The sequence below is a fragment of the Nocardioides speluncae genome (assembly GCF_003121585.1).
Taxonomy (GTDB): Bacteria; Actinomycetota; Actinomycetes; order Propionibacteriales; family Nocardioidaceae; genus Nocardioides; species Nocardioides speluncae.
On record NZ_QEOO01000019.1, the window covers coordinates 36,229 to 52,563 of the forward strand.

General features: G+C 71.3%; 18 protein-coding genes. 6 read left to right on the top strand and 12 right to left on the bottom strand.

Annotation, left to right across the window (positions count from 1 at the left end; all coding sequences use genetic code 11):
• Positions 1 to 11: 11 nt before the first annotated feature.
• The 4 genes from trmD to rpsP form a co-directional block, all read right to left on the bottom strand.
• Positions 12 to 1,178 carry a tRNA (guanosine(37)-N1)-methyltransferase TrmD gene (gene trmD, locus DDV73_RS29705; protein ID WP_109507411.1) on the bottom strand — a complete coding sequence of 389 codons (1,167 nt, stop codon included), beginning with the start codon at positions 1,176 to 1,178 and terminating at the stop codon, positions 12 to 14.
• Positions 1,179 to 1,180: 2 nt separating this feature from the next.
• A complete protein-coding gene (gene rimM / locus DDV73_RS11620; protein WP_206050823.1) occupies positions 1,181 to 1,744 on the bottom strand; it encodes a ribosome maturation factor RimM in 564 nt (187 codons plus the stop codon).
• 170 nt (positions 1,745 to 1,914) lie between these two features.
• Positions 1,915 to 2,154 carry an RNA-binding protein gene (locus DDV73_RS11625; RefSeq protein ID WP_109507412.1) on the bottom strand — a complete coding sequence of 80 codons (240 nt, stop codon included), beginning with the start codon at positions 2,152 to 2,154 and terminating at the stop codon, positions 1,915 to 1,917.
• Between the two features lie 5 nt (positions 2,155 to 2,159).
• The gene (gene rpsP / locus DDV73_RS11630; RefSeq protein WP_109507413.1) at positions 2,160 to 2,711 is read right to left on the bottom strand and encodes a 30S ribosomal protein S16; all 552 of its coding nucleotides are present in this window, start codon (positions 2,709 to 2,711) and stop codon (positions 2,160 to 2,162) included.
• Between the two features lie 193 nt (positions 2,712 to 2,904).
• On the opposite strand from rpsP, the gene DDV73_RS11635 reads away from it, so the two are divergent.
• On the top strand, positions 2,905 to 3,456 hold the full coding sequence (locus tag DDV73_RS11635) for a hypothetical protein (protein WP_109507414.1): 552 nt from the start codon (positions 2,905 to 2,907) through the stop codon (positions 3,454 to 3,456).
• Between the two features lie 145 nt (positions 3,457 to 3,601).
• Complete coding sequence (locus DDV73_RS11640) at positions 3,602 to 4,021, top strand: hypothetical protein (protein ID WP_161962364.1); 420 nt, start codon at positions 3,602 to 3,604, stop codon at positions 4,019 to 4,021.
• A gap of 13 nt (positions 4,022 to 4,034) precedes the next feature.
• Here DDV73_RS11640 and DDV73_RS11645 read toward each other — a convergent pair whose 3' ends face one another.
• The 3 genes from DDV73_RS11645 to DDV73_RS11655 form a co-directional block, all read right to left on the bottom strand.
• Positions 4,035 to 5,108 (bottom strand): amidohydrolase family protein, encoded by a 1,074-nt coding sequence (locus tag DDV73_RS11645; protein WP_109507416.1) that lies wholly within the window; start codon positions 5,106 to 5,108, stop codon positions 4,035 to 4,037.
• Between the two features lie 75 nt (positions 5,109 to 5,183).
• Complete coding sequence (locus tag DDV73_RS11650) at positions 5,184 to 5,795, bottom strand: hypothetical protein (protein WP_109507417.1); 612 nt, start codon at positions 5,793 to 5,795, stop codon at positions 5,184 to 5,186.
• Positions 5,796 to 5,925: 130 nt separating this feature from the next.
• On the bottom strand, positions 5,926 to 7,929 hold the full coding sequence (locus tag DDV73_RS11655) for a glycoside hydrolase family 3 protein (RefSeq protein ID WP_109507418.1): 2,004 nt from the start codon (positions 7,927 to 7,929) through the stop codon (positions 5,926 to 5,928).
• Between the two features lie 182 nt (positions 7,930 to 8,111).
• Here DDV73_RS11655 and DDV73_RS11660 point away from each other — a divergent pair, with 182 nt between their 5' ends.
• The gene (locus DDV73_RS11660; RefSeq protein WP_240617250.1) at positions 8,112 to 9,290 is read left to right on the top strand and encodes an ROK family transcriptional regulator; all 1,179 of its coding nucleotides are present in this window, start codon (positions 8,112 to 8,114) and stop codon (positions 9,288 to 9,290) included.
• A 1-nt stretch (position 9,291) separates the two neighbouring features.
• On the opposite strand, the gene DDV73_RS11665 is transcribed toward DDV73_RS11660, so the two are convergent.
• Together DDV73_RS11665 and ffh are read right to left on the bottom strand one after the other, a co-directional pair.
• Entirely contained in the window at positions 9,292 to 9,660 is a 369-nt protein-coding gene (locus DDV73_RS11665; RefSeq protein ID WP_206050824.1) for a hypothetical protein, read from the bottom strand.
• Positions 9,661 to 10,014: 354 nt separating this feature from the next.
• Positions 10,015 to 11,595: a signal recognition particle protein gene (ffh, locus tag DDV73_RS11670; protein ID WP_109507420.1), complete on the bottom strand. Its 1,581-nt coding sequence runs from the start codon at positions 11,593 to 11,595 to the stop codon at positions 10,015 to 10,017.
• A 276-nt stretch (positions 11,596 to 11,871) separates the two neighbouring features.
• Here ffh and DDV73_RS11675 point away from each other — a divergent pair, with 276 nt between their 5' ends.
• Entirely contained in the window at positions 11,872 to 12,243 is a 372-nt protein-coding gene (locus tag DDV73_RS11675; RefSeq protein WP_154402735.1) for a hypothetical protein, read from the top strand.
• Here the strand turns inward: DDV73_RS11675 and DDV73_RS11680 are convergent.
• Together DDV73_RS11680 and DDV73_RS11685 are read right to left on the bottom strand one after the other, a co-directional pair.
• A complete protein-coding gene (locus DDV73_RS11680) occupies positions 12,210 to 12,878 on the bottom strand; it encodes a response regulator transcription factor (RefSeq protein ID WP_109507434.1) in 669 nt (222 codons plus the stop codon). The two genes, DDV73_RS11675 and DDV73_RS11680, sit on opposite strands and share 34 nt — an antisense overlap.
• Positions 12,875 to 14,053, bottom strand: a complete 1,179-nt coding sequence (locus DDV73_RS11685; protein ID WP_109507422.1) for a sensor histidine kinase — start codon at positions 14,051 to 14,053, stop codon at positions 12,875 to 12,877. Before DDV73_RS11685 ends, DDV73_RS11680 begins: the two co-directional genes overlap by 4 nt.
• 107 nt (positions 14,054 to 14,160) lie before the next feature.
• Here DDV73_RS11685 and DDV73_RS11690 point away from each other — a divergent pair, with 107 nt between their 5' ends.
• Together DDV73_RS11690 and DDV73_RS11695 are read left to right on the top strand one after the other, a co-directional pair.
• Positions 14,161 to 15,354, top strand: a complete 1,194-nt coding sequence (locus DDV73_RS11690) for a hypothetical protein (protein ID WP_154402736.1) — start codon at positions 14,161 to 14,163, stop codon at positions 15,352 to 15,354.
• Positions 15,351 to 15,773: an SRPBCC family protein gene (locus tag DDV73_RS11695; protein WP_109507424.1), complete on the top strand. Its 423-nt coding sequence runs from the start codon at positions 15,351 to 15,353 to the stop codon at positions 15,771 to 15,773. The genes DDV73_RS11690 and DDV73_RS11695 overlap by 4 nt, the downstream gene beginning before the upstream one ends.
• Here DDV73_RS11695 and DDV73_RS11700 read toward each other — a convergent pair.
• Complete coding sequence (locus DDV73_RS11700) at positions 15,770 to 16,156, bottom strand: VOC family protein (RefSeq protein WP_109507425.1); 387 nt, start codon at positions 16,154 to 16,156, stop codon at positions 15,770 to 15,772. The two genes, DDV73_RS11695 and DDV73_RS11700, sit on opposite strands and share 4 nt — an antisense overlap.
• Positions 16,157 to 16,335: the final 179 nt, after the last annotated feature.

Genomic DNA, 16,335 nt, shown 5'->3' on the forward strand with positions numbered 1-16,335 from the left:
CTTGGATTGAGTCAGCGTCGCTTGGTGAGGACGACGGCGCCGTGCGGGGCCGGGAGGTCGCGGCGCAGGCGGTAGCCGGCCTTCTTGTACATCCGCTGGTTGCGCTCGCTGCCGGCGCCGGTGAACAGCACGTACGACGTGACGTCCGGCGGCGCCGCGCGCTCGACGTACTCCAGCAGCAGCCGGCCGAGGCCGTGGCCCTGCAGGTCCGGGGCGACCATGATTCGGCCGATATCCCAGGTCGTCCCGTCGGCACCCTCGCGCCGGCCGCGGACCGCGCCGACCAGCCGCCCGTCGGCGCGCACCACGAACGTCGTCCACTCCTTCAGCCACGCGCGGACGTCATCGAGGTCCTCGTGCAGCGCCGGGACGTTCACTCCCGGGTTGGCCAGCTGCTCCTGCATCCAGCACGCGCGCTGCAGGGTCAGCAGCTCGCCGGCGTCGCCGGGCGACGCTGGCTCGATGCGCGCGGCGAGCCCGCCCAGGTCGACGACCGACGCCGGCCGGAGCAGGTCCGGGCGGCGCTCGGCGGTCCGCCGTACCGACTGCTCATGACGCCAGGCGGCGATCGCGGCATGGTTGCCGCCGGTCAGCACGTCCGGCACGTCGAGGCCGCGCCAGGAGGGTGGCTTGGTGTACGACGGGTACTCCAGCAGGCCGTCCTCGTGGGACTCCTCGGCCAGCGACTCCGGGTTGCCCATGAAGCCCGGGATCAGCCGGACCACCGCCTCGGTGATCGCGAGCGCGGCCACCTCTCCCCCGTTGAGCACGTAGTCGCCGATCGAGACCTCGCGGACCTCGGCCCGGGTACGTGCGTGCTCGACGACCCGCTGGTCGATGCCTTCGTAGCGGCCGCACGCGAAGACCAGACGCTCGCGGGTGCTGAGCTCGCGAGCCAGGTCCTGGGTGAACGGCTCGCCGGACGGCGTGGTGAACACGACCGTGGCGCCCTCGATCTCCAACGCGTCGAACGCCGCGCCCCACGGCTCCGGCTTCATCACCATCCCGGCGCCGCCGCCGTACGGCGTGTCGTCGACGGTGTGGTGACGGTCGTGGGTCCACTGGCGCAGGTCGTGGATCTGGATCTCCAGCAGCCCCTTCGCGCGGGCCTTGCCGGCCAGCGACAGCTCCAGCGGCGCGAGGTAGTCGGGGAAGATCGAGACGATGTCGATCCGCATGGCTAGGCCTGCTCGGGCTGTACGTCGTCGGGGTGCGGCGCGACCAGGCCGGGCCGGTCGGCGATCACCACCCGCCTCGCATCGAGGTCGACCTCCGGGACCAGCGCGCCCACGAACGGCACCAGCGTGTTCCGGCCGTCCGGGGTGCGGATGGTCAGCAGGTCCTGGGCCGCGCCGTGGACCAGTGCGGTGACCTCACCGAGGTGGTCACCGCTGACGTCGTACGCCGCCAGCCCGACCAGCTGGTGGTCGTAGTACTCGTCCGGATCCTCGGGCGACTCGTCGGCGCTGATGGTGGCGTGCAGGACGATCCCGCGGGCGGCCTCGGCGGCATTGCGGTCGGCGAGCTCCTCGAACGTGACCAGCAGCACCGACTGGTGCCAGCGGGTGGCCTTGACGGTGAGGGCACGGAGACTGCTGTGGGAGCCCTTCGGCGGCGCGGCGCGCAGCGTCAAGCCGACCGCGAACCGGCGGTCCGGCTCGTCGGTGCGGACGTCGACGGTGACCTCGCCCCGGATCCCGTGCGGCTTCCCTATCCGGCCGATCACAACCTCGATGCTCTCCACGGGGTCAGCGTAGACGTGGTGGAATCCCCGGCCGACCGGGGATTCCTGACGTTGTGGGCCGTTGCAACACCCCACAACGTCAGGAAGAGCCCACTAACCCTGTCCGGGATGTCGCCGGAAATGCAGTCAGGCGCGCCCCGAGGGGCGCGCCTGACTGGATGTACGACGGGTCAGCGGCGGTCGACGTCGACGAAGTCGACGCGGGCGCCGCCGCGGCCGGCGAGGGCGGAGATCACCGTGCGGAACGCGGTGGCGGTGCGGCCGCCGCGGCCGATGACCTTGCCGAGGTCGTCGGGGTGCACCCGGACCTCGAGGACCGACCCGCGGCGCAGCTGCTTGTCGCGGACGGTGACGTCGTCCGGGTTGTCGACGACCCCGCGGACCAGGTGCTCCAACGCGTCGGCCAGCATCGCGCTCAGGCCTCGGCGCTCTCGGTCGCAGCCTCGGCGGCCTCAGCGGGCGCCTCAGCCGGGGTCTCCTCGGCAGCCTCGGCCGGCTTCTCATCGTCGGCCTTCTTCTTCGAAGCCTTCGCGGTGGTGGCCGGCTTGTCCTCAGCCGGCGCCTCCTCGGTCTTCTCGGCCTTCTTGGAAGACTTCTTCGTCGTGGCGGAGGCCTTGGCGTCGCCGTGGGCTTCCTTGAGCGCCTCGTTGAAGATCTCGAGCTTGTCGCGCTTCGGCTCGGCCACCTTGAGGGTGCCTTCGGTGCCCGGCTCGCCCTTGAACTTCTGCCAGTCACCGGTGATCTTGAGGATGACCTCGACGGCCTCGGTCGGCTGCGCGCCGACACCCAGCCAGTACTGCGCCCGGTCGGAGACGACGTCGATGTACGACGGGTCCTCCTTGGGGTGGTACTTGCCGATCTCCTCGATCACCTTGCCGTCCCGCTTCTTGCGGGAGTCGACGACGACGATGCGGTACTGCGGCACCCGGATCTTGCCCAGGCGCTTCAAACGGATCTTGACGGCCACGTTTGTGGTGTCTCCTCGAAAGTTGTTGTGGTGAGGCGCCCGCTGCCAGGTGGGGTCCGGGTGGGGTTCCTCGATGGGCGCTGCGCATTCAGGTGAGAGGGTCCGAATGCGCAGGACTCAGCGCGACATTGTGCCAGACTCGGCCAGCGGCCCAGAAATCGCGCCCGTGCCCGCGCCGTACCCGAGGAGAGCCATGAGCTACCCGCCGCCGCCCACCCCGCAGAAGCGCCGTCCCAGCAAGTGGTGGTTCGTGGTCGGCGGCGCGCTGCTGGTGCTCGCCGTGGCGGTCTTCGTCGGCGGCCTGATCTGGACGATCATGGGCGCGTCAAAGACCGACGGCACCTTCGACGCGGACGGCCAGCCCGCCTCGGTCACCTCCCCCGCCGACGAGAAGCGGATGCTGTTCATGCCCGACGGCACGGCCACCGAGCCGACCTGCACCGTCACCGACGGCAGCGGCGCCGAGCGCGACCTCGATGACGTCACCGGTCGGGTCACGGTCGGCAACAGCAGCGGCGACTGGCGCGGGATCGCCTCCTTCGACTCCGGTGACGGCGACCTGACCATCACCTGTACGGCGACCGACCCCGGCACCGAGATGCGCGTCGGCGCGCCGCTCGGCTTCGGCTTCGCCGCCGGGCTGGTGATCTCGATCGTGGGTCCGATGATCCTGGGCACCATCGGTGGCCTGATCCTGCTGGTCACCACCGTCCTCTATCTGACCCGCCCGCGAGCGTCGGCCTAGCGGCCTAGCGATGAGCGACTCGCAGCAGCCGACCGTACGACGCCGGCCCAGCAAGTGGTGGTTCGTCCTCGGTGGTGCCTTGGTCGTGCTGTCCCTTCCCGTGCTCGCAGTCGGAATGATCCGGACGATGAACAACATGTCCGAGGTGGACGGCACGTTCGTCGTCGGCGAAGCCGTATCCGTCACCTCGCCCGCCCACCAGAAACGGATGCTCTTCGTCGACAAGAGCGCGTCTTCCGACCCTGACTGCACGGTCATCGACGGGACCGGCAGCGCGCGCGACCTGGAGGAGCTCGGTGTTCGGGTGACGGTCGACAACGGCGACGGCGTGTGGCGCGGGCTGGCGAGCTTCGACTCAGGCGACGGCGACCTGACAGTCACCTGTACTGGAGAAGCAGAAACGCTGATGCGCATCGGTCCACCGGCCGGTCCGATCGACGTCTTGAAGGTGATGTTTCCGATTTTCGGATCGCTGGTGCTTGGTGGAATCGGCGGGCTGATCCTCGTCGTCACCGGGATCCGGTACGCCACTCGGCGCCCACTCCGTCAGCCCGGCCTCGACTGAAAGAGCATCCGGCTCAGCCGACGACGTTGCCGCGCAGCACGATCCGCGCCGGCTCGTGCAGCACGGTGAGGTCGGCGAGCGGGTCACGGTCGTAGACCACGAAGTCGGCCGGCGCGCCCTCGCTGAGGTCGGCGTTCCAGCCGAGCCACTCGCGGGCCCGCCAGGATGCGGCGCCCAGCGCGTACTCCGCCGGCATGCCGTACGCCGCGAGCTCCAGCACCTCGCCGGCGATGTTGCCGTGGCCGAGTACGCCGCCCGCGTCGGTGCCGGCGAACATCGCGACGCCGGCGTCGTACGCCGCCATGATCGTCTCGCGGCGCCGTGAGTGCAGGTCGCGCATGTGGGTGGCGTACTTCGGGAACCTCTCCTCGCCGGCCTTGGCGTACCCCGGGAAGTTGTTGAGCTGCAGCACGGTCGGGACCAGCGCGGTTGACTGCGCCACCATTGACTCGATCAGGTCGATCGACAGCCCGGTGCCGTGCTCGATGCAGTCGATTCCGCCGTCGATCAGCATTGGCAGCACGGCCTCGCCGAACACGTGCGCGGTCACCCGGGCGCCGTGCTCGTGGGCGACCCGGATCGCGTCCGCGAAGGCGTCGGCCGGGAACGACGGCGCCAGGTCGCCCTCCTCACGCGAGATCCAGTCGCCGACCAGCTTGACCCAGCCGTCGCCGCGCTCGGCCTCGCGGGCGACGTACGCCGACAGCTCGTCGGGCTCGATCTCGTGGCCGAAGTTGCGGATGTAGCGCTTGGTCCGGGCGATGTGCCGGCCGGCCCTGATCAGCCGGGGCAGGTCCTCGCGGTCGTGGATCCAGGCGGTGTCCGCGGCCGAGCCGCAGTCGCGCAGCAGCAGCGCCCCGGCGTCGCGGTCGGTCAGCGCCTGCTGCTCGGCGGTCGCGTCGTCGACGGCGCCGTGCGCGTCCAGGCCGACGTGGCAGTGGGCGTCGACCAGGCCCGGCACGATCCAGCCTTCCGCGACCAGCTCGGCGCCGGCCGCCTTCTCGTAGGTGACCCGGCCGTCGACGACGTACAGGTCACGGGTCTCACCGTCGGGCAGGACCGGGCCACGGAACCTCTGTGCGGGCATGCCCCGAAACTACCTGCTGAACAGCGGCCGGCGCGGCGGGGCATCGTCCACGCCGGCCGCTTCCTTCCAACCGCCTCAGCGGTGGTCGAAGTGCAGCCCGGGGCCTCCGAAGACCTTGCCGAAGCCGGGGAAGCCGATCACGCCGGCGTCGTACGCCTTGAGCACCGACTCCTTGTCCGCCTCGGTCAGGTCGCCGTCCTCGACAGCGCTGTCCAGCCGCTCCTCGAGGTCCCCGCGGATCCCGCTCTCGGCGGCCTCGCGCAGCTCCTTGAACGCGTCGCTCAGCTCGTCCTCGGAGATGCCGAGAGCCTCGGCGAGCGCCTTCTCGAACTCCTGCTTGTGCTGCTCCATCTCCTCCTCGGACGGCGGCTCCGGGAAGTCGTCGCGGTCCGGCCGCTCGCCGTCCCCGAAGCGCTTCTCGAACCGCTCCTTGAGGTCGTCCACGTTCGGCACCAGCTCGTCGCGCACCTCGTCGAGCGCCTCCTCGACGTCCTCCTCAGGGACCCCGAGCTCCTCCGCCAGCCGCTCGGCGAAGTCGTCGTGGAACGCGTGACGGACCCCCGCCTCCGGCTTCGACTCGGGCGAGCCATCGTCGTCGGCCGCCGCCAGTGCCACCCCACCCACAGACAGGCCGGCAGCGGCGACTCCGGCGGCGATCGCGGTGCGGATCACTGTGCTCTTGTCCATCGTTGTCCTCTCGTCACGTCAGCGAGTACGACATCGATGGTGTCGGCCGAGCCTGCCAGCACTCTGTAGGTCACCTGAGAGTTCCGTGTGACCTACAGAGTGACCCACAGAGTGCTGGCGGCAGCTCCCTCTAGTGGCCCCATGTACGCAGCCCCCAGCCGAACGGGTAGAGCGGGTCGTAGTTGCGGTCACCGATGTTGATCGGCTCCTGGGCGACCGTGCGCGGCCAGGTCACCGGCAGCTTCCCGGTGAACGAGCGGCGCCCGAACAGCACGTCGGCCACACCGGTGCCTTCGCTGCCCGGCAGCCACGAGGCGACCAGCGCGTCGATCTTCTTCAGCAGCGGCGGGTCGATGATCATCGGCCGGCCGGACACCACCAGGACCGTGCAGCTGGCCGCGGCGTCGCAGACCGTCTGGATGGCGGCCTTGTCGGCGTCCGACAGTTCCATTGTCTTCGCCGGCCGCGGTACGCCGTTGTCCCCTGGGTCCCAGGCCCAGCGCGGCCCGCCCACATCGCCGAAGCCCTCGGCGTACGGCGTCTCGCCGACCACCACGACACCGTGCGCTCCGCGCGGCATCGGCGCTGACGCGTCGACGCTGAAGGTCACGTCACTGGCGTTGCCCTCGATGCCGTCCAGGATGGTGTCACCCGGGAGCTCGTGGTACGAGCCGCCCTGCCAGGTCAGCGTCCAGCCACCGGCCTGGTTGCCGATGTTGTCGGCGTTGGAGCCGGCGACGTACACCGGGCGGTGCCTGCTCTTCAGCGGCAGCGTGCGGTCGGCGTTCTTGAGCAGCACCTGCGACTCGGACACCGCCTTGCGGGCCAGGGCCCGGTGCTCGCGGCTGCCGATCTCGTCGAAGTTGCTGCGGTCGGTGAACGGCTTCTCGAACAGGCCGAGCTCGAACTTCACCTTCAGGATCCGCGACACCGCGTCGTCGATGCGGGCCGTCGAGACCCGGCCCTCCTCGACGAGCCCGATCAGGGTCTCGATGAACTGCGGGTAGCCCACGGTGCTGCCGGAGTACGGCTCCATGAACATGTCCAGGCCCGCGTTGACCGAGGCCTCGACCTGGTCGTCGAAGTCGCCGGGGATCTGGTGCAGGCCGCGCCAGTCGGAGATCACCAGGCCGTCGAAGCCCATCCGGCCCTTCAGCTCGCCGGTTACCAGCTCCTTGTGGGCGTGCATCTTCACCGGGTTGCCGAGGCCGTCGTCGGTCCAGTCGACACTGGAGAACGACGGCATGACCGAGCCGACCTTGTGCCGCTTGATCGTGGCCGGGTACGGCGACAGCGCGAGCTTGGCGAAGTCGCGGCGGCTCACCCGGGTGATGCCCTGGTCGAGGGTGTAGTCGCCCTCACCGGTGTCCCAGGCGGTCAGGCCGTCGCCGGCGTAGTGCTTCGCGGTGGCGAGCACCCGGTCGGAGTCCTTCAGGTCGCCACGGCCGCCCTGCAGGCCGTCGATGACGGTGGCCAGGGAGGCGGCCAGCTTCGGGTCCTCGCCGAAGCTCTCGTAGGTGCGGCCCCACCGGTCGTCGCGGGCGACGCAGACGCACGGCGAGAAGTTCCACTGCGGGCCGCTGGCCCGGGTCTCGATCGCGGTGGCGTGGCCGATCTTCTCCAGCAGCCGCGGGTTGCGGGTGGCGCCGAGGCCGATGTTGTGCGGGAACACGGTGGCGCCGTACAGGTTGGCGTGACCGTGCACGGAGTCCACGCCATAGATCAGCGGAATGCCGAGGCGGGTGTCCAGCGCGGCCTGCTGGAAGGTGTCGACCGTGTCGGCCCATGCCTCGGCCGTGTTCGGGGTGGGCACCGAGCCGCCGCCGGACAGCACGCTGCCCAGGCCCAGCTCGGTGATCTCGGACGGGTCGCCGACGACGTCTTGGCGCTCGGCCTGGGTCATCTGCCCGACCTTCTCGGCGAGCGTCATCCGGCCGAGCAGGTCGGCGACGCGGACCGTGACCGACCGCGAGGCGTCGCGGTAGGCGGGAACCCGCTCCTCGTCGGCCTGGCTCGGCTGGGCGGAGGTCTGTGCGGGAAGGAGCGCGGCGGCGAGTACGCCGGCTGTGACGGTCGCCAGCGCGGCTAGGCGCCCGCGCCGACGAGGTGGACTGACTGGTTTGGTGGCTGACATCTAGGACTGGCCTCCCTGACGGTTCGAGACCCCGGCCCGATCAGGTTGTGGCCGGCCGGGGGCACGCGGGTGCCGCGTCCGCTCAACGTAGGAGCCGCGATTTCGTCGCGTCAATGCCAAAAGATTCGCTCTGCGCGCGTTTTTAGTGCATTTCTCGGATGAATTGCCGTAGCCTCCCTCACGTGAGCGGTAGCACCCAACGACGCGGCTCCCTGGAGCGGCTGCGCACCGGCAACCGACGCGCGGTCACCGGCCTGCTAGCCACCGAGGGCCCGCTGAGCCGGGCCGACCTGGCGCGCGGCACCGGCCTGTCCCGGACCACGGTCTCCAGCCTGGTCCGCGACCTGATCGAGTCCGGCCATGTCGTCGAGACCGAGGACCGAGGTACGCCGTACAAGGGCGGCAGCGGGCGGCCGCCGCTGCTGGTGCGGCTGGCCACGCCGTCCGGTGGGGTCGCCGGTGTGGACGTCGGCCACCGGCACGTCCGGGTCGCGGTCGCCGACCGCTCCGGCGCCATCCTCGCCGAGGCGGAGACCGCGGTCGACGTCGACGCACACGGCGCGGGCGCGCTGGACGAGGCCGCGAAGATGGTCCGGGCGATGGCCCGGAAGGCCGAGATCCCGATGACCGACCTGCAGGCGGTCGGCATGTGCGTACCCGCGCCGATCGACCGCCGCTCGGCCCAGATCTCCTCCGGGATCCTGCCCGGCTGGCGGGACCTGGTCCCGTCCGAGGAGCTCGAGCGGCGGCTCAAGATCCCCGTCGTCGCCGACAACGACGCCAACCTCGGCGCGCTCGCCGAGCTCCACCACGGCGCCGGCCACGGCACCAGCGACGTGATCTATGTGAAGGTCGCCAGCGGGCTCGGCGCCGGCATCATCCTCGGCGGCCGACTGCACCGCGGCACCACCGGCATCGCCGGCGAGATCGGCCACGTCCAGCTGCACGAGGACGGCCGGGTCTGCCGCTGCGGCAACCGAGGATGCCTGGAGACCGAGGCGTCCGCGCCGCGGCTGCTCAGCCTGCTGCGGCCGGCGTACGACGACGACCTGACCACCGAGCGGGTGCTGGAGCTCGACCTGCTCGGGGACGCCGGCGTACGGCGGGTGCTCAGCGACGCCGGCCGCACTATCGGCCGCGCCCTCGCCGACCTGTGCAACAGCCTCAACCCGGAGATGATCGTGATGGGCGGCTCGCTCGGCTCCTCCCCCGCGATGGTCGAGGGGATCCGGGCGTCGCTGGACCGCTATGCGCAGCCTGCGACCGCGGCCGCGGTCCGGGTGGTGTCCGGCCAGCTCGGCGACCGGGCCGAGGTGGTCGGCGCGGTCGCGCTCGCCGTAGCGAGGGTCGGCGCGATCTAGGTCAGAGCTGGTCGAGCAGCCAGGACGGGCTGAACACGGTCGCGCCCGCGACCTCCGCGGCCGCCCGCAGCCCCCGGTCGGCGGTCACCGCGGTGACCCGGTCTCCCGCGTCGGCGGCGCGCCGGATCTCGGCCACGATCGCGTCGTCGCCGGACCTCTTCGCGTGCACGGTCCGGACGTGACTGTCGCGCCCGGCCGGCACACCGCCCTTGGCCTGACCCTCCAGGACGAGGACCACGACGTCGTGCGGCAGGTCGGCGACCAGCAGCCGCTCGTGCAGCCGCCGCGCGGCACCGGCCCGGTCCTTCCACCACCCGTCCGGGTTGCTGCCGACCACGTTGGCGGCATCGACGACGAGGACTGTGGACACGTGGCTCAGGCTAGTGGGCACTCCGGAGGTCCTGCGGGTTTGGGAGGCGCAGCGGCACGGACGTCATCCGATCCGTCACCTGTCGGTTGCGCCTCGTACGACGCACCGAGGGACGTCATCCAAGCCGTGAGCTATCGATGCCGACCGCCTGACGTCCGGCGCCCCGACACGAAGGGGCATCCCCGCGCGGGCGGTTCGACGTCGGACGTTCGCGGGCGGCGTCAAGCGGCTTGGCCGCGGCGCGCGCCGACGGCGCGCAACCAAGAGTCACGGCCACGCGCGCGACGCGCCGCCGCAGCGCCCGGGGACGGCCGAGGTCGGGCCGCCCGCGCCCTAGGCCCTTCATCCACCTGACTACTTGAGGAACTTCGAGAAGTCCTGCGGCAGCTCGAACTCCTTGGCCGCCTGCTCGAAGTCGACGTCGTTCGCGGGCTGACCGAACGGGTTGCTGCCCGCCGAGGCTGCCTTCTCCTTCTGCGCCTTCGCCTGCTGGGCGGCCTTGGCGGGGTTCCCGGAGACCCGCTTGCCCTTCCCCTTCTTCGCCTGCTGCTTGGCCTTGGCCCGCTTGCCGCCACCCGGACCGCCGACACCCGGCATCCCGGGCATGCCGGGCATCCCCGGCATGCCGCCGCCGCGGGCCATCTGCTGCATCATCTTGCGGGCCTCGAAGAACCGGTCGACCAGCTGGTTGACGTCGGAGACCTGGCGGCCCGAGCCCTTCGCGATCCGGGCGCGGCGGGAGCCGTCGATGAGCTTCGGGTTGGCCCGCTCCTTGGGCGTCATCGACTGGATGATCGCCTGGATCCGGTCGATCTCGCGCTCGTCGAAGTTGTCGATCTGGTCCCGGAACTGGCTCATCCCGGGGAGCATCCCCATGATCTTGGAGAGCGAGCCGAGCTTGCGGATCTGCTGCATCTGCGCCAGGAAGTCGTCGAGGGTGAACTCGCCGCCCTTGCCGGTGAGCTTCTCGGCGGCCTTGAGCGCCTGCTCCTGGTCGAACGCCTTCTCGGCCTGCTCGATCAGGGTGAGCATGTCGCCCAGGTCGAGGATGCGCGAGGCCATCCGGTCTGGGTGGAACAGGTCGAAGTCGGTCATCTTCTCGCCGGCTGAGGCGAACATGACCGGCTTGCCGGTGACCGAGGCGATCGACAGCGCGGCACCACCGCGGGCGTCGCCGTCGAGCTTGGTGAGTACGACGCCGTCGTACCCGACGCCCTCTTCGAAGGCCAGCGCGGTGTTGACTGCGTCCTGACCGATCATCGCGTCGACGACGAAGAGCACCTCGTCGGGGTTGACCGCGTCCCGGATGTTCGCGGCCTGCTGCATCATCTCGGCGTCGACGCCGAGGCGGCCTGCGGTGTCGATGATGACGACGTCGTACAGCTTCTGCTTGGCGTGGGCGATCGACTCCCGGGCCACGGCCACCGGGTCGCCGACGCCGTTGCCGGGGGCCGGCGCGAAGACGGGTACGCCGACCCGCTCGCCGTTGACCTGGAGCTGAGTGACGGCGTTGGGCCGCTGTAGGTCGGCAGCGACCAGGACGGGCGTCTTGTCCTGCTCCTTGAGCCAGCGGGCGAGCTTGGCGGCGAGCGTGGTCTTGCCGGCGCCCTGAAGGCCGGCGAGCATGATCACGGTCGGTCCGGTCTTGGCGAACCGCAGCCGGCGGGTCTCGCCGCCGAGGATGTTGACGAGCTCTTCGTTGACGATCTTGAGGACCTGCTGGGCGGGGTTCAGCGCCTGGCTGACCTCTTCGCCGCGCGCCCGCTCCTTGATCGCGCCGACGAACTCCTTGACCACCGGCAGCGCGACGTCGGCCTCGAGCAGCGCGATCCGGATCTCGCGCGCGGTCGCGTCGATGTCGGCCTCGGACAACCGTCCCTTGCCGCGGAGGTTCTTGAAGGTGTCGGCAAGACGGTCGGAGAGTGTGGCGAACAAGGGCGGTCCTCGTATTGGAAACAGTTAAGGAATCAAGACAGGGCAGGACAGTCGAACAGAGGCTCCAGCCTAACCGGGCCGGGTCAGGGACCACGAAAGGCCGGATGCGCCGATGGACGCCGTGAGCTGCGCGCCGCCAGGCGGGTGTGATGGCAAGGCGGCGGAGCGAAGGCGGGCCGGCGGCCCGTCGAGCGACGCCAACGCAGCCAGCGCGCCTGCATGGTGGCGCGCAGTAGGCGGCCATCGGCGCATCCGGGCTTAGGCAACCTTTCGCGGGTGCCGGACGTTGGACCCAATGTGCCGGACCTGATTCCTCCCTACCTGTTCACGCTGATCGGCGTCACGCTGATCCTGGTGGTGACCGGGTTGGCGGTCGCGCGCTACCAGCGCGGCCTCGGCAAGCCCGGCGGCCGCGACGGCATGGGCGGGATCGGCGACGCGCTCGGGCCGCTGGTGGAGCTGTTCCACCCGGCCGGCTACCGGGCGACGCAGGAGATCAAGGACCAGAAGCGGAAAGCGGCCCCCAGCCCGGCGAAGGACGATGACCCGGACGACGGTCCGTTCACGCTGCTCAACGGCCGGGACGGGATGCCGCGAACCGTGCTCCTGAGGCGTCAGAGCCCGGGCGCGACGAACCCCGACTCGTAGGCGCGGATCACCGCCTGGGTGCGGTCGCGGACCCGCAGCTTGGCCAGCAGCGACCCGACGTGGGTCTTAACCGTCTCCACCCCGACGTAGAGCTCGGCGGCGATCTCGGCGTTGGAGAGACCGCGGGCCATCGCCCGCAGCACGTCCGCCTCGCGCTCCGACAGCGGAGGCAGCGGCGGCCGCTCCGACGGCTCGGCCGCGCGGCCGTCTCGCGCCGACACCAGGTCGCGCAACTTGGCGGGGAACAGCAGCGCGTCGCCCTCGGCCGCCATCCGTACGGCGGCCAGCAGGTCCTCGACCGGCGCCCGCTTGAGCAGGAAGCCGCGCGCGCCGGCCAGCAGCGCGTCGTACACGTAGTCGTCGTTCTCGAACGTGGTCAGCACCACCACGGCCGGCGGCTGCCCGTCGCTGTCGTTGCCCTCGACCACCAGGCGGGTGGCCGAGATGCCGTCCACGCGCGGCATCCGGACGTCCATCAGCACCACATCGGGTCGCAGCCGCCGCGCCTCGGACACCGCCTCGGCACCGTCGCCGGCCTCGCCGACCACCTCGATGCCCGGCTCGGAGGAGAGGGTCGCCCGTAGCCCGGTGCGCACCAGCAGCTCGTCGTCGACGAGCAGCACCCGGATGGTCATCGGGCCACCCACGGGAGCACGGCGCGCAGCTGCCACCGGCCGCCGTCGGCGGGGCCGACGGTCGCCCGGCCGCCGATCGCCTCCACCCGGTCCACGATGCCGGCCACCCCGCTGCCGGTACGGCGCCGCGGCCGGCCCGACCGGGTTGTCGGCGTACCGATCTCGTTGGTGATCTCCAGCTCCACCTCGGCGCTGCGGCGGCCGAGCCGGATCCGGCACGGGCCGGAGCCGTGCCGGAGCACGTTGGCGAGCCCCTCCTGGGCGACCCGGTAGAGCTCGCGCGACGCGACCGGCGACAGCTCGGCGACGTCCTCCGCGCCCAGCTTGTCGTCGAGAGTGACGTCGAGGCCGGCCCGCCGGGTAGCGGCAACCAGGTCGCCGAGCGCCGTCAGGTCGGGCGTGGTGTGCCGCGGCGCCTCGTCGGCGCGGAGCAGGCCGAGGACGTGGTCGAGCTCGGCGGCCGCCTGGCGTGAGGCGTCCTCGATGGCGGCGAGCGCGTCGGCGACGAATGCCGGGTCGCGGGTCTGCACCCGTCGCGCAGCGGCGGCCTGCACGGTGACCAGGCTGAGCGCGTGCCCGACACTGTCGTGGATCTCGCGGGCGATCCGGTTGCGAGCGCCCAGCTCGGCGGTCTGCCGCTCGAGGGCGGCGATCCGCTCGTGGACCGAGGCGCCGAGCAGCGGCAGCGCGACCAGCCGGAGGCCGGCGACCAGCGCGGCACCGCCCACGACCGACACGACCAGGCCGACCGGGAACAGCCACCAGCGCAGGTCACCGAGGAAGACCGGCAGCGCCGCGGCACCGAACACGAAGGTCGCGCCGGCGACCAGGTGCGCCCACAGCCACGCCACGCTGCGGAACCGGTCGTCCCAGCGAGCGGCGGCCCGCGGCGTACCACCGGGGAAGGCGACGCCCAGCAGCGACTCGGTCGCGACGCCCTCGATCCGGCGTACCGCCGGCAGTGCGCCAACCAGCCCGACCAGCAGTACCCCGATCACGGCGCCGACCACCATGGACACCGCGGCAGGCACGTCCTGCACCGGGTCGAGCAGCGGCGTCAGCAGGCCGATCGTGAGCAGTGCGAACGCCGTGGCCAGCGCCCCGCCCAGCATCAGGAACGCCAGCCCCAGCAGGGCGCGGGACCCGAGCAGGCGGCGGGCGATACGGCTGAGCACGGCTCCATCGTGTCAGGCCCGCTGTCGCGACGAATCCCTCGCAGGAGGGAGGCCGCTCACCCTCCGGAGCGAGGCGGGCCACCCGCGCGGGCGAACAGGCTGGCGGCATGACGACATCAACGCCTCCACCTCTGATCTACGCCTCATCGACTCCGACGCCCACGCGGTCCCGGATCGCTGTCGCGGTCTCCTCGACGGTGATCGCGCTGCTCGGCATGTCCTGGCTGATGGGCGACACGTTCTGGTTCTTCGAGCGGTACGGCGACCGCGAGGGCCTGTCGCTGCTCACGCTGATCCCGCAGGAGGTGGCCGGCGCGATCGCGATCGGCTGCGCACTGGCCGGCTTCGCGGCGCTCCGGTCGCACGGGCGCGAGTTCATCTGGTTCGGGATCGCCCAGGCTCTGCTCTTCACCGTGGTCGCCGGCGACATCGGCGTACTGATCATCCTCGGCTACCTGATGGCGCTGCTGTTCCCGGTGCTGCTGGTCGCCGCGCTCGCCTGGGGCGCCCACCGGAGCCGAGCGGCCCGGATGGCGGTCGGGCTGATCGTGGTCGCACTCCCCCTGGTCGTGGTGCTGAGCGGCGCGTTCGACGGCGAGGCGATGCGGAACCTGGGCTCGGGCATCGTCACCGGCCTGAAGAACAACGTGCTCTCGCACCTGGTCGTCGCCGTACTGATCGCGCACGGGCTGACCTGGGCCTGGGCGGCCGTCGCCGAGCGGCGCGCCGTGCGGCGCGCGTGCGTGGCCTGTGGACGCGGCGACGGGAGCGGTCCTTCGGCCGCGCGCTGGGCGACACCGGTCACCCTGCTCGCGGCGGCCTGCGCGCTGCCCTACGGGCTGATCCGGCTGACCTGGTTCACGGACTGGCCGATCGGGATGCCCGACTCCGAGCTGGACGCCGAGCCCGGGATCCGGGTGATGGGCATCCTGCTCGGGCTCGCCGGCCTGGCCGGAGCGACGCTCACGATCGGGCTGCTGCGACGCTGGGGCCGGATCTTCCCGAGCTGGATGCCGTTCTTCGGCGGCCGCGTGGTGCCGGTGCTGTTCCCGACGCTGACCGCCGGCACCGTGGGCGTGGTGATGGCGGTGGCCGGGCGGTCGATGGTGCAGCAGGTCATCTACGAGGGCAAGCCGGAGGACTGGCTGATCGTGGCGGCGCTGCCGTTCCCGATCTGGGGCCCGGCGCTGATGCTCGCGGCGTACGCCTACTACCTGCGGTACCGCGGCCGGTGCGGTCAGTGTGGCCAGGGCGGAGCGGGTGCCGGCGAGGCGGCCGGCGTCGATAGCGTGGCCGCGTGAGCACTCCCCACTGGACCAGCCGGATCGACATCGACGCACCTATCGACCGGGTCTGGGCGGTGCTCGCGGACGTGGAGCAGTGGCCGGCGTGGACGCCGACGATGACCTTGGTCGAGCCCGATGGCCCACTCGCCACAGGTACGCGAGTGAAGGTGACCCAGCCCGGCCAGCGCGCCGCGACGTACGTCGTGACCGCGCTGGCCGCGGGCCGCTCGTTCACCTGGGAGGCGCGTCAGATCGGCGTCGTACTCACCGCCGACCATGTCGTCGAGGAGCGCGAGGGTGGCAGCGCGGTGACGCTCGGCTTCTCGGTCGGCGGGCTGCTCGGTCCGCTGCTCCGGCCGCTGCTCGGCGGCAAGATCCGGGGCTACATCGACACCGAGGTGGGAGCGCTCAAGCGCCGCGTCGAGGCCGGCTAGTTCCCGCCGTACGGCACGGTGATGATCTCGAGGTTGTGGCCGCACGGGTCCGGGAAGTAGACGCCGCGGCCGCCGTCGTTGTGGTTGATCTCGCCCGGCTGGCTGTGGAACGGGTCGGCCCAGTGGTCGAGCCCGGACTCGCGGATCCGGCCGTAGATCGCGTCGAAGTCCTCGTCGGAGACCAGGAACGCGTAGTGCTGCGGGTGGATCTCGGTGCCGGACGGGACCTGGACGTAGTCGAGGCTGGCGCCGTGGTCGAGCTCGACGACGGCGAACGGCCCGTACGACGACGGCGCGGCGAGGCCGAACAGGTCACTGAGGAACTCGGCCGACTCTCGCCTGTCCCGAGCCTGGACGATGGTGTGGTTGAACGCGATGCCCATGCCCATCGACCCTAGTCCCCGTCCGAAACTGTCCCAACCCGCTGGATGTTTCCGACGGGGTGGGACGGATTCACTGGGTACCTTGGGCGAGTTCGGGCGGTCAACGCAACAAGAGGTCTTGGATGGCCTCTGAGGGGCGAGCGTAGTCGAGGCGTTTGCGGGGCCTGTCGTTGAGTTCG